This window comes from Haemophilus parainfluenzae (assembly GCF_014931395.1).
Classification (GTDB): Bacteria; Pseudomonadota; Gammaproteobacteria; order Enterobacterales; family Pasteurellaceae; genus Haemophilus_D.
The window spans coordinates 918,163-930,007 of sequence record NZ_CP063120.1 but is presented as its reverse complement, the minus strand read 5'-3'; the positions used below and the strand labels follow the sequence as shown (position 1 = coordinate 930,007).

12 protein-coding genes are annotated in these 11,845 nt (G+C 39.0%); 6 read left to right on the top strand and 6 right to left on the bottom strand.

Annotation, left to right across the window (positions count from 1 at the left end; translation table 11 throughout):
* Position 1 precedes the first annotated feature (1 nt).
* Positions 2-1,318: an MFS transporter gene (locus INP94_RS04580; RefSeq protein ID WP_197544163.1), complete on the top strand. Its 1,317-nt coding sequence runs from the start codon at positions 2-4 to the stop codon at positions 1,316-1,318.
* A gap of 64 nt (positions 1,319-1,382) precedes the next feature.
* On the opposite strand, the gene INP94_RS04575 is transcribed toward INP94_RS04580, so the two are convergent.
* From INP94_RS04575 to INP94_RS04565, 3 genes are all read right to left on the bottom strand, one after another.
* Positions 1,383-2,768: a DASS family sodium-coupled anion symporter gene (locus tag INP94_RS04575; RefSeq protein WP_197544162.1), complete on the bottom strand. Its 1,386-nt coding sequence runs from the start codon at positions 2,766-2,768 to the stop codon at positions 1,383-1,385.
* 163 nt (positions 2,769-2,931) lie between these two features.
* The gene (gene rraA, locus INP94_RS04570) at positions 2,932-3,432 is read right to left on the bottom strand and encodes a ribonuclease E activity regulator RraA (protein WP_005698337.1); all 501 of its coding nucleotides are present in this window, start codon (positions 3,430-3,432) and stop codon (positions 2,932-2,934) included.
* 45 nt (positions 3,433-3,477) lie between these two features.
* Entirely contained in the window at positions 3,478-4,389 is a 912-nt protein-coding gene (locus INP94_RS04565) for a 1,4-dihydroxy-2-naphthoate polyprenyltransferase (RefSeq protein ID WP_005698334.1), read from the bottom strand.
* Between the two features lie 61 nt (positions 4,390-4,450).
* Between INP94_RS04565 and tsaA the strand changes: the two genes are divergently transcribed.
* Entirely contained in the window at positions 4,451-5,188 is a 738-nt protein-coding gene (gene tsaA / locus INP94_RS04560) for a tRNA (N6-threonylcarbamoyladenosine(37)-N6)-methyltransferase TrmO (protein WP_049373588.1), read from the top strand.
* Positions 5,189-5,224: 36 nt separating this feature from the next.
* Here tsaA and INP94_RS04555 read toward each other — a convergent pair whose 3' ends face one another.
* Positions 5,225-6,271, bottom strand: coding sequence for an AI-2E family transporter (locus INP94_RS04555; RefSeq protein ID WP_197544161.1), 1,047 nt, complete (start codon positions 6,269-6,271; stop codon positions 5,225-5,227).
* A 94-nt stretch (positions 6,272-6,365) separates the two neighbouring features.
* Between INP94_RS04555 and arsC the strand changes: the two genes are divergently transcribed.
* From arsC to INP94_RS04540, 3 genes are all read left to right on the top strand, one after another.
* Positions 6,366-6,716 (top strand): arsenate reductase (glutaredoxin), encoded by a 351-nt coding sequence (gene arsC / locus INP94_RS04550; RefSeq protein WP_197544160.1) that lies wholly within the window; start codon positions 6,366-6,368, stop codon positions 6,714-6,716.
* Between the two features lie 65 nt (positions 6,717-6,781).
* Positions 6,782-7,036 carry an alternative ribosome-rescue factor A gene (locus tag INP94_RS04545; protein WP_197544159.1) on the top strand — a complete coding sequence of 85 codons (255 nt, stop codon included), beginning with the start codon at positions 6,782-6,784 and terminating at the stop codon, positions 7,034-7,036.
* Positions 7,037-7,061: 25 nt separating this feature from the next.
* Complete coding sequence (locus INP94_RS04540) at positions 7,062-7,358, top strand: DUF5377 family protein (protein ID WP_197544158.1); 297 nt, start codon at positions 7,062-7,064, stop codon at positions 7,356-7,358.
* Positions 7,359-7,429: 71 nt separating this feature from the next.
* Here INP94_RS04540 and INP94_RS04535 read toward each other — a convergent pair whose 3' ends face one another.
* Together INP94_RS04535 and plsB are read right to left on the bottom strand one after the other, a co-directional pair.
* Entirely contained in the window at positions 7,430-8,257 is an 828-nt protein-coding gene (locus INP94_RS04535; RefSeq protein ID WP_197544157.1) for a class II glutamine amidotransferase, read from the bottom strand.
* Between the two features lie 227 nt (positions 8,258-8,484).
* On the bottom strand, positions 8,485-10,941 hold the full coding sequence (gene plsB, locus INP94_RS04530; protein ID WP_197544156.1) for a glycerol-3-phosphate 1-O-acyltransferase PlsB: 2,457 nt from the start codon (positions 10,939-10,941) through the stop codon (positions 8,485-8,487).
* Between the two features lie 218 nt (positions 10,942-11,159).
* On the opposite strand from plsB, the gene lexA reads away from it, so the two are divergent.
* Positions 11,160-11,786, top strand: coding sequence for a transcriptional repressor LexA (gene lexA / locus INP94_RS04525; protein WP_070868609.1), 627 nt, complete (start codon positions 11,160-11,162; stop codon positions 11,784-11,786).
* The last annotated feature ends 59 nt before the right edge of the window (positions 11,787-11,845 follow it).

The following is an 11,845-nucleotide window of genomic DNA, read 5'->3' as shown; positions in this document are numbered from 1 at the left end:
AATGACTGAAACTCTTTCTCTTAGAGCCAAAATAGAGCAAAGCCCAATGGGGGCTTATCAATGGATGATTGTGGTCATGGCTGCCATCATGAATTTACTTGATGGTTTTGATGTATTAGCCCTTGCCTTCACGGCAACAGCCATTCGTGGCGAGTTTGGCCTCACGGCGATTGAGTTAGGTTATTTATTAAGTGCCGGCTTGTTTGGTATGACGGCTGGCTCACTTTTCCTTGCGCCACTTGCGGATAAAATTGGTCGTCGCCCATTGTTATTAATGGCAGTGTCACTCTCCGCTATCGGAATGTTAGGATCGGCGTTTATTTCACAATATCAATGGCTCGGTTTCTGGCGTGTTATCACTGGTCTTGGTGTCGGCGGTATTTTAGTGGGCACAAACGTGATCACCAGTGAATATTCCTCTCGCAAATGGCGTAGCTTCGCGATCAGTGTCTATGCTGCTGGTTTTGGTATCGGTGCGGTATTAGGCGGTATGTTTGCCGTGATGCTACAAGGTGAATATGGCTGGCGTGCGGTGTTTTTAGCAGGTGCTATCTTAACCGGTTTGCTCTTGGTCATTTTATTTATTTGGTTACCGGAATCCATTGATTTCCTCACCTCCAAACAACCTAAAAATGCAGAAGTGCGGTTAAATTTAATCGCAAAAAAAATTGGTTTAGCCGGTGATTGGAAACTCCCTAAAAAAGTAGAAAAAGTTAAAAGTAAATTACCTATTAGCCAATTATTCAGCGAAAAATACTTACATTCTACCCTTTTAATTTGGACAGCGTTCTTTGCGATCATGTTTAGCTTCTATTTTATTAGCTCATGGACACCAGCCTTATTAAAAGAAGCGGGCATGACGACAGAGCAAAGTGTGAGCGTCGGAATGATGATCTCATTAGGGGGCACTTGTGGCGCCTTAATCTATGGCTTACTGGCTAGCCGTTGGACAGCACGCGGCGTGTTAATTTTATTCACTGTCTTATCTTCTGCAGCAATCATTACCTTTATCTTATCCTCGTCCGTTTTATGGATTGCGATGGTATTCGGTATTTTAGTTGGTGCACTCATGAATGGCTGTATCAGCGGTCTTTATACCTTAAATCCGCTTACTTATGATGCCGATATTCGTAGCACTGGTGTGGGCTGGTCGATTGGTGTGGGTCGTATTGGTGCAATTCTTGCTCCAACGATTGCCGGCCAATTATTAGATATGGGCTGGGACAAACAGAGTTTATATGTTGGCGTTGGCTTTGTGATGTTGATCTCAACAGTCGCACTCTTTTTCTTAAAAAGCCGCTCCGAAATTAAAGCATAATCTTTGTAAAAAATAATAAAAGGGCGTGTTGAATATATCCAACACGCCCTTTTCCTTTATACGATTAATTCAACCAGAAATAATATCCTATTGTCGCGATAACGAGTATACACACAATATTTAAGATAAACCCAGCTTTCACCATATCACTCTGACGAACATGTCCCGTACCAAATACGATTGCATTTGGCGGTGTCGCCACTGGTAACATAAAGGCACAAGAAGCACCTAAACCGATGATTAAGGCAAGACCAATTTCTGGCATACCAAGAGATTGCGCGATAGAAATAAAGATTGGCACTAATAATGCTGCACTCGCAGTATTGGATGTAAATTCAGTTAAGAAAATAATGAAGGTTGCGACCAATAAACCAATGAGATAGTAATGTTGTCCTTGAACTAAGAATACAATACCGTCAGCTAATACTTTACTTGCACCAGAATCTTTTAACACGGCGCTTAAAGTTAAGCCACCACCGAAAAGCATTAATACACCCCAGTCCGTGCTTTCTTGGATTTGTTTCCAATTTGCCACACCAGTTGAACAAATAATGACAGCAGCAAGCAATGCGACAACGCTATCAAAACTACCGATATTTTTAGCAAGACCAAATACACTTGAAATGATTGGATTAATATAACTACTAAATACCCAACAAAGCGCAATGAGACCAAAAATCACAAGCGTTAAAACACGTTGGCCATTCATTTCAATACGTTCAAAGTTTTGTTCAAAATGTAAATGAAGTCTTGGTTTAAAGACAATGAAAAGTGTACCAATCATCAACGGCATCAAAATGAGCATAATTGGTAAACCATACCATAACCAATCAGAGAAAGTTAAATGTAAGTTACTTGCAACGATAGCATTTGGTGGGCTACCTACTAATGTTCCCATACCACCAATACTTGCACTATACGCAATCCCCAATAATACGAAGACATAAGTATTATGTTCTTTTTCTTTATCAAGTTTGCTTAAGATCCCCATTGCTAAAGGTAACATCATGGCGGCTGTTGCAGTGTTACTCATCCACATGGAAAGGAAAGCGGTAATAGCAAAAAGATACATCACAGCGACAAACAAATTACCACGCGCCATTGCCATGATTTTATTGGCAATCATTTTATCGAGTTTTTGTATGTGCAAAGCTGTTGCTAAAGCAAAACCACCAAAGAATAAGAAAATGGTTGGGTCAGCAAACGCCACTAAAGCTTGTTTGGTTGTCACCAAATCAAGAGCAATTGCAAGTAATGGCACCAAAAGAGCGGTCACGGTGACATGTAACGCCTCAGTTAACCAAAGAATCGCCACAAAGGCTAATAATGCTAAACCAGCATTTTCCTTAGGTGCGAAAGGTAAAGATTTTAATAAAATAAAAAAACAGGCTATCGCCAGCAGAAAGATAATCCCACTTTTATAATTTTTTGTTGTGTTTGTTTCGTTCATGAGTCCCTCCAAACTGATTACAGATGAACTATTTTCGATGTTAAATGAATGTTACAAACTTTCAACTAACAAATGTTTAAAATGTGATCTTGTTCAAAAAATTTTTGACAAAAAAAGTGCGGTTATTTCTAACCGCACTTTAAAAAGGTCTATAATTTCAAAATTATTCTTCTTCAACGTCTTCTAAATCTAATGCTTCTTGTGAAAGAATAATACCTGTTAAATCGGCATAAATGTAGTCTTCAGGGAAGAACGTTACACCACCAAAATTGACTGGAATATCACTTTCACCCTGATTATTTTCATCTGCGCCCACTGGAATTGGTGCAAGCGCATGAATACCAATATCAATATTTTCAAGTTGTTGAATTTGACGCACGGCACCATAAACAATAATGCCCGCCCAGTCATTATCTGCGGCAAGTTGTGCAAGCTCTGCATCAATTAAAGCACGACGTACTGCACCACCGCCATCTACGACAAGCACTCTGCCGTTACCATTTTCTTCGAGAATTTCGGCAATTAATCCATTATTTTCAAAACATTTTACTGTCGTCACTTTGCCGTAGAAATTGCTGACGCCACCAAAGCTAGAAAAAATTGGCTCAACCACATCCACTTGATCAGCATAAATATCACAAAGTTCTGAAGTATCGATATACATAATGTACCCCTTGTCGTTAAAATTTTTTCTCTAGTATAAGCCGATTTAGCCGATAAGCAAGCCTAAACTAAACAAGATATTGATAAATAAAGAAATCATAGACATCTGAGCCAACATCGGACGCAACACTGCGGGCTCTTTGCTGCGATAAACAAATAATGCGTGTTTTAATAACAATGGAAATGCCAATAAAAATAAGAAATGCCAAGGGCTAAATGCTGTTGATGCCGCAAATAGCACATAACATAAAGCAGCAACGCTTAATAAAACACAGTGATAAATACGTCCTTTCTTCGGTCCCATACGTACAACTAAAGTATTTTTTCCTACTTTTGCATCTTGCTCAATATCACGTAAATTATTGATATTTAAAACGGCTGTTGCTAATAAACCGGAGCCCAGTGCAGGTAGAGTAATTAAGCTATCAATGCTGTGAGTTTGGAGATAATAAGTTCCACCTACACCTAATAGTCCAAAAAAGAGCAAAACAGACAAATCGCCTAAACCTAAATAACCATAAGGTTTAGCGCCTACGGTATAAGTAATGGCAGCAATAATGGCTAGAATACCCAAACCAGCAAAGGCCAATAAATCAGTAAGACTTTGATATGCGATACCAATTAAGAATGCACCTGAAAAGAATGAACCTACGGCCATTAAAATTAAGCCCCATTTGAGCTCATTCGCGGAAATTGCACCTTGCTGAATACCACGTAAAGGCCCTATACGTTCTTCGGTATCTGATCCTTTTTGATGATCGCCGTAATCGTTAGCAAAGTTGGAAAGTACCTGCAATAAGATGGTAGTAAGTAAGCAAAGTAACATTACGGTAAGATTAAAACTCTCTTTATCCGCCCAATATGCCAATGCAGAGCCGGTAAAAATAGAAGCTAATGCCAAAGGCAAGGTTTTTGGGCGAGCGGTTTCCCACCACATTTTCAATTTATGATTTGTCATTTTTTTTGACCGCACTTTTGATTACAATAAAGGGCGTATTCTACACGGAAATTGCCTTTTTATGAATGATTTAACACTGACTCTTCACCCCATTGCGGTGATTCACACGCCTTACAAAGAAAAATTCTCGGTGCCACGACAGCCAGATTTAGTACAGGATGGCATTGGTATTGTGGAACTGCTCCCTCCGTATAATTCACCAGAAGCGGTGCGAGGCTTAGAGCAATTTAGCCATCTTTGGCTTATTTTCCAATTCGACAAAGTGCCCCATGGAAAATGGCAATCTACTGTTCGCCCCCCTCGTTTAGGCGGCAATCAACGTGTCGGTGTATTTGCTTCACGCGCTACACATCGCCCAAATCCGCTAGGCTTATCCAAAGTTGAATTACGCCAAGTGGAATGCATTCATGGTCGTGTTTTTCTACATTTAGGATCCGTGGATCTTGTCGATGGTACACCTATTTTTGATATTAAACCTTATATTACCTATGCTGATAGCGAACCTGAGGCAAAATCAAGTTTCGCGCAAGAAAAACCACCTGCAAAATTAAGCGTAGAATTTACAGAAATCGCCCAAAGCGCGGTGGAAAAATATCACAAAAATCGACCGCACTTAGCAAGATTTATTACGGAAGTGATCGCTCAAGATCCCCGTCCCGCTTATCAACAAGGTAAAGAAACTGATCGCATTTATGGTATTAGTCTCTACGAATTTAATATTAAATGGCGTATTAAAGCAGGGACAACAGATTGTGTCGAAATTCTGGATATCCAAAAATTAAAAGAACAAAAAAGCTGACTTTCGTCAGCTTTCTTTTTATCGTTTTAATTCTGTCTAATCCGGCAATGCATTCAGCACCGCTTTAACGAGCGTTGCCAATGGAATAGCGAAGAATACGCCCCAGAACCCCCATAATCCACCAAAAATCAGCACTGAAATAATGATTACTAAAGGGTGTAAATTAACGACTTCAGAGAATAAATACGGTACCAACAAGTTTCCATCGAGAAGTTGACTCACCGCAAAGGCCACAATTAAATACCAAAACGTTGGGGAAATGCCAAACTGGAACATGGCCACTAACGCAACAGGAATCGTCACCAATACCGCGCCGATATAAGGTACTAATACAGAAAGCCCAACGGCAACAGAAAGCAACAGCGGATAATTTAAACCAAAGCTTAAAAAGATGATGTAAGTCACCACGCCGACAATCAAAATTTCCAACAGCTTACCATGAATATAATTCGCAATTTGTTGCTGCATTTCATTCCATACTTTAGAGGCTAAAAGACGATTTTTAGGTAAAAATCGGCTCACACCCGCAAGAAGCTCAGTTTTATCTTTCAGCATAAAGAACATCATTAATGGCACTAAAAATGCATAAATACCCAGTGATACAAGGTTCATTAATGAAGTAATCGACAATTTCACCGCAGATTCACCGAAGCCCAAAATCTTCGCACGAGCAGCACTAAAAAAGGTATCAATCATGGTATAGTCAATAAGTTCAGGATAATGCTCTGGAAGGGCTAACAACCATTCATGTAACTTATTGAACATGGCTGGCAAATCGCTTAATAAGGAAATCATTTGATTCCATAATGTTGGCACAAGCCCGAAGAAAATTAATAACGCCAAGGTTATAAATCCACCAAAAATGACTAGCGTAGCGAGCATTCGAGGAAATTTTAATTTTTTCGTTAGGAAATTAATTGGCATTTCCAATAAATATGCTAATACAATGGCAATCAGCAAGGGGGCAATTAAATCACTAAAGAAATAAATCGCAATAAAGCCAAACAACAAAATGGCAAGTAGCCCCATCGCCTGCGGATCGCTTAAGCGACGGCTATACCAATTTTTTAGCATTTCTAACATAAAGTCTTCCTAAACAAGTATTTTTTGTCATTATAAGTTAAAATTTGAATCAATCCTATATCCACTCATTCAACATAAAATAGAAGGAAACGTTATGTCTGTGACGATTTATCATAATCCGCGTTGCTCAAAAAGCCGTGAAACCTTAGCTTTATTAGAAGAAAAAGGCATTCAACCGACGATTGAACTTTATTTACAACAACACTACTCTGTTGAAGCATTGCAGCAACTGGCTAATAAATTAGGATTAGATGATGTCAGAAAAATGATGCGTACCAAAGATGAACTTTATCAATCATTAGGGTTAGCTAATCCTGCATTAACGAATGACGATTTATTAAAAGCCATCAGTGAAAATTCAGCCCTATTAGAACGTCCGATTGTGGTAAAAGGTGAAAAAGCTAAAATTGGACGACCGCCTGAAAGCGTACTCGCTATTTTGTAATTCTATTCATTTTCGCTATAATGACTTGCCGTGAACCACTTCACGGCAATTTTTTAGAGGTAAATATGACGAAAAAAATAAAGAGTGCGGTTGAAAATCAGCCCATTTATCAACACACCAAAGGTGTTGTGAAAGATAATGCCGTGATGGCACTATTACACGACAAATTATTCCGCCAACGCGTTGAGAAAAAACGTAAAGGCAAAGGCAGTTACCAACGAAAAGCAAAATATGCGAGCAATTGGTTTGAAAAGCCCGATGATAAAGTTTTTGATTTCAAAAATTTTATCATCGGGTTTTTCGTTTCAATTTCAGTATAAAAAATAACAAACAGAGGAAGTCTATATGTCAATCAAAACAGAAGTTTTATTTAACAATACTTGGAATGTCCGTATCAGTGATCCGGGTGAGGAAGGCGCTCAAAGCCACTTTTTTGAAACCATTTATCTCACGCTCACGGCTTATTTTGAAGGCGAAAATGTGCATTATGAATTTGTGCGGAAAGTAGAAGATCAAGTAAAAATCAAACGCTCATTTACAGAATTAAGTGAGTTATTCAAATTCTTAGGGGATTATCTGGATCCTGTTTCACTCGGTAACCTCGGCGTAAAAATGGGTAACTTAGGAGTGAAAACCGAATAAATCTGTTTCCAATAAAAAGTGCGGTCAAAATCTCTGATGTTTTTGACCGCGCTTTTTATTGTGATTTGTTATTAGGCTGCTGCACGATTGCCTAATGTACCATCATCTTCCATTTCTTTAGCCACACCGACGACCTCAGCAATTTTGTCCCCTTCTTTGAAGAAGACGAAACCACCATGTTCCATTTTAACCCAAGGTTCATCTTTGGTGAGCGGGAACGTTGTAATGATGGTGACTTTGTCGCCATCTTTTGCGTAATCATTAAAATCAATGACGCCATCATCATCAATGCGGTGCGCTTTACCAAAAGGAGCTTTACGTGTTAAGTAATGCAAATTGGTTGAGCAGTGGGCAATCATCCATTCTCCGTTTGAAAGAATGAAGTTAAAGGTGCCTTTTTGTGAGAGCTCTTTGGTAATGTATTGGATAGCTTCAAAAATTTCCATTTCAGACGGTTTGCGACGGAAGCGATTTTTCAAGTATTCCGCCATATAACAAAAGGCTGCTTCTGAATCCGTTGAGCCAATGGGTTGGCAGAAACTCTCAGACATATCTGGCACATCTTTTAAATTACCGTTGTGAGCAAACACCCAGTTTTGTCCCCAAATTTCACGAATAAAGGGATGAGTGTTTTCAATGGTGACGCCACCTTGCGTTGCCTTACGAATGTGAGCAATCACATTGAGCGATTTAATTTTGTATTGTTTTACACAATCCGCAATAGGAGATTGAGAGGCTGCATGGTTATCGCGAAAAATACGCACACCACGACCTTCAAAAAAAGCGATACCGAAGCCATCTGAATGGCAGTCGGTAAGACCCGCACGACGACGGAAACCTTCAAAAGAAAAGACAATATCCGTCGGTGTATTACAGTTCATTCCGAGTAATTGACACATAAATTCCTACACTTATTTTTATAATTTTATACCCTTATAATATGTGCCGATTTAACACCATAATGCGTTGAAATTCAAGATGGATAATAAAGGATTTTTAGAAGAAAATGTTACATAAAATAACCTGAGAATCTTTTTGATCTAAAGGTTAGAGATGAGCATTTTATTAAGTCAATAAAAAAGGCGTGGTAAACACGCCTCTTGTTATCTCTTTTAAGAGATAAAGATTATTCATCTTTATTTGATTTATCCTCTTCTTCTACTTCAATCTCAACGTCATCTGCTTTGTCTGCAGCACCATTAATCGTTAAGCAAACTTCGCTAGAAATTAAATGCTCTAAGATTGTAGCAAGCTCGTGTAATTTTTCTTTATCATCATCGAAATAACCTTCTTCTTTTAAGTTAGCAATGAAAGCAGAGAATACCGCTTTATCAAAGAACTCTGGTGCGTTAATACCGTGTAATACAGAAAGACGTTGTGCCACCAATTGGCTTTCTTTTTCTAATAAGCCACGAGCAATTCCAGGATCTTTACGTAAAATACTCACTGTGATGTAGTAACGTTGTAAGATTTCACGCATACCAGCAGACCAAAGTTGTAAAATACGAACTTTAGCGCGGTGAATCGATAAGAAATTATCATTGGCTTGGATAACATCCTGACGCGCAAATTCATCAATAATGGCTTTAATTTGTGTATTTAATTCTTCTTCATTGAAATGAAGGAAGAGTTCGCCTTTTAAGAATGGATAAATTTTACGAACCGCATCCAATAATAAATCTTTTTGGATTGCTTCATAATGTAAAACGATACTCGCAACAAGTGAAGGCAACACAAATAAGTGTTGAATATTGTTGCGGTAATACGTCATGAGAACAGCAGAATTACGTTCTAAACGAATAATTTCCCCAAAGTTATCTTTTTCAACTAGCACGCCAACACGATCTAAACTTAATACATGATCAAGCATCGCTTTTGGTGTATCAGTTGGCAGTACCACATCAGTAGAATACGGTACATTCTTTAACATTTCTTGATAACTAGAGAGTTGTTCTAATAGTTGCTCATGAGAAAGTGCACGCTGGCGAGAAGAGAGGAGGGCAGTTCCCACTAAATTCATCGCATTAACAGCAGCGGCTTTATTAATATTTACCATCACTTGATTAGATACAGATCCAACTGCATGGTTAAACCAGTGTGGCTTATCTTCATGATGTTGTTCTTTCCATTCTGGATAATGGTGATTGAGATAATTGGAAAGTGTAATTGGCTCACCGAAATTCACAAAACCTTGACCTAAATTACGTAATTTCTTAATTACACGTAAAACCAAGCCGGCATTTTCTTTTTCTTTCGCGGCACCACGTAATTCTTTCGCGTAAGTATCTACTTCTAATACGTGCTCATAACCGATATACACAGGCACCACTGAAATAGGGCGAGTCTGGTTATGTTGAAGTGCTTGTAGCGTCATTGACATCATACCGGTTTTCGGTGCAAGCAAGCGACCTGTACGAGAACGACCACCTTCAATGAAGTATTCGACGGAATAACCGCGGTGGAATAATTCCCCTAAATATTCACGGAAAATTGCAGAGTAAAGGCGATTACCTTTAAAGGTACGGCGAATAAAGAACGCCCCCCAGCTACGGAATAAAGGACCCGCTGGCCAGAAGTTTAGGTTTATTCCCGCTGCAATATGTGGCGGTACAAGACCTTGGTGATAGAGCACATAAGAAAGTAATAAATAGTCGATATGACTACGGTGACAAGGAACATAAACAATCTCATGGCCTTCTAACGCTAATTTACGCACTCGGTCGGCATTTTGTACATCAATACCGGAATACAGTTTGTTCCATAACCAACGCAAGAAACGATCCGCCGCACGAAGGCTGGAATGGCTTACATTAGCCGCGATTTCATGAAGAATTTTTTCGGCTTCAGCATAGGCTTTATCGCGGCTGATATTTTTTGATTTTGCCTCATCTTCAATCGCATTTTGAATTGCTTGAGAATTTAATAGCTTATTAAACATCGCTTCGCGGTTTGGCAAACGAGGTCCAGTCGCGGAAATGCGTTGTTTAGCAAAGTGCATTTTAGCCACGCGAGCCAGTTTTTGTGCAATTTTTTCATCTGAACCGTGCTCATTTACCATGTAACGCAAAGAAAGTGCCTGAGAAAAACGCACAAAAGTATCACGTCCAAACCAAATTGCCGCAAAGGTTTTTTGAAGACCATTTAATAAGCGAAGATTAGGTAAGCTTGCTTTATCTTCTTTACCGGGTGAACGCCCCCAAAGCACAGAAACAGGGATCAGTTGTACATCTAAATCAGCAACATCACGGTGCAACTCTAAATATTTATTGAAGACTTTGGCAGTTTCATCTTTTGCGCCTTTTGATTTAAAAAAGCGGCGACCTTCGTCTAAATAGACATAACGTGGTAATGCTATGCCATCAATCACATTCTTTTCAGCTGGATCAGGCAGACCGACGCTCAAACAGTTACGACGGAAAATCACGAAGTCAGTTTGAGAGGTATAAGGCAAAACATAAAGAATAGGTTGATTGATGTTGAGTTGAAGCTCTTCGATAGGTTGAGCAGGAATAGGATTGTTTTTTACTAAAACCGAAAGCGGTAATTCTAATAATTTACGATAAGTACTTACGATGCCAGACATAATTAATATTCTCTTTTCGTTAGACATTTCTAGGTATTGTCAGGCATTTTAACACATTCGACCAGTCAAATTCTAAAAATTTACATTTGAGATTTATGATGAACACGCAAAAATATGAAAAAAATTGACCGCACTTTTATGACTAGAAAATAGTTGTTGCAATCGCCATCTTTCTGTATATACTAACAGTTATTCTGTATAAAGTAACAGGAGTGTATATGAGACCATTAACTGCCAGACAACAAGAAGTGCTGGAACTCTTAAAACGCCATTTAGAAACCACGGGTATGCCGCCTACTCGTGCAGAAATTTCTCGCGAATTAGGTTTTAAATCCCCTAATGCGGCAGAAGAACACTTAAAAGCACTTGCCCGCAAAGGTGCAATTGAAATTGTTGCGGGGGCTTCTCGCGGTATTCGCATTATTGATGATAGTGCAAATGATGAGGAAGAAGAGGGCTTACCACTCATTGGTCGTGTGGCCGCTGGGGAGCCAATTTTGGCTGAGCAACATATTGAAGGCACTTATCGTGTTGATGCTAATATGTTCAAACCACAAGCTGACTTTTTATTAAAAGTATATGGTCAATCTATGAAAGATATCGGCATTTTAGATGGTGATCTTCTTGCCGTTCACAGCACAAAAGATGTTCGTAATGGGCAAATTGTTGTCGCACGGATTGAAGATGAAGTGACAGTAAAACGCTTAGAACGTAAAGGTTCCGTTATTTATCTGCATGCAGAAAATGAAGAGTTTAAGCCGATTGTCGTTAATCTTGAAGAACAACCTCATTTTGAAATTGAAGGTATTGCAGTAGGGATTATCCGCAATAACGCTTGGATGTAATGATGAAAGTGCGGTGATAAAATAAAGTGTTTTTTGACCGCACTTTGTCTATTTTGGCT

What these genes read in the sequence shown, in the direction of transcription:
- INP94_RS04580 (WP_197544163.1), top strand. Translation starts at nt 2, where the DNA reads ATGACTGAAACTCTTTCTCTTAGAGCCAAAATAGAGCAAAGCCCAATG.
- INP94_RS04575 (WP_197544162.1), bottom strand. Translation starts at nt 2,768, where the DNA reads ATGAACGAAACAAACACAACAAAAAATTATAAAAGTGGGATTATCTTT.
- rraA (WP_005698337.1), bottom strand. Translation starts at nt 3,432, where the DNA reads ATGTATATCGATACTTCAGAACTTTGTGATATTTATGCTGATCAAGTG.
- INP94_RS04565 (WP_005698334.1), bottom strand. Translation starts at nt 4,389, where the DNA reads ATGACAAATCATAAATTGAAAATGTGGTGGGAAACCGCTCGCCCAAAA.
- tsaA (WP_049373588.1), top strand. Translation starts at nt 4,451, where the DNA reads ATGAATGATTTAACACTGACTCTTCACCCCATTGCGGTGATTCACACG.
- INP94_RS04555 (WP_197544161.1), bottom strand. Translation starts at nt 6,271, where the DNA reads ATGTTAGAAATGCTAAAAAATTGGTATAGCCGTCGCTTAAGCGATCCG.
- arsC (WP_197544160.1), top strand. Translation starts at nt 6,366, where the DNA reads ATGTCTGTGACGATTTATCATAATCCGCGTTGCTCAAAAAGCCGTGAA.
- INP94_RS04545 (WP_197544159.1), top strand. Translation starts at nt 6,782, where the DNA reads ATGACGAAAAAAATAAAGAGTGCGGTTGAAAATCAGCCCATTTATCAA.
- INP94_RS04540 (WP_197544158.1), top strand. Translation starts at nt 7,062, where the DNA reads ATGTCAATCAAAACAGAAGTTTTATTTAACAATACTTGGAATGTCCGT.
- INP94_RS04535 (WP_197544157.1), bottom strand. Translation starts at nt 8,257, where the DNA reads ATGTGTCAATTACTCGGAATGAACTGTAATACACCGACGGATATTGTC.
- plsB (WP_197544156.1), bottom strand. Translation starts at nt 10,941, where the DNA reads ATGTCTGGCATCGTAAGTACTTATCGTAAATTATTAGAATTACCGCTT.
- lexA (WP_070868609.1), top strand. Translation starts at nt 11,160, where the DNA reads ATGAGACCATTAACTGCCAGACAACAAGAAGTGCTGGAACTCTTAAAA.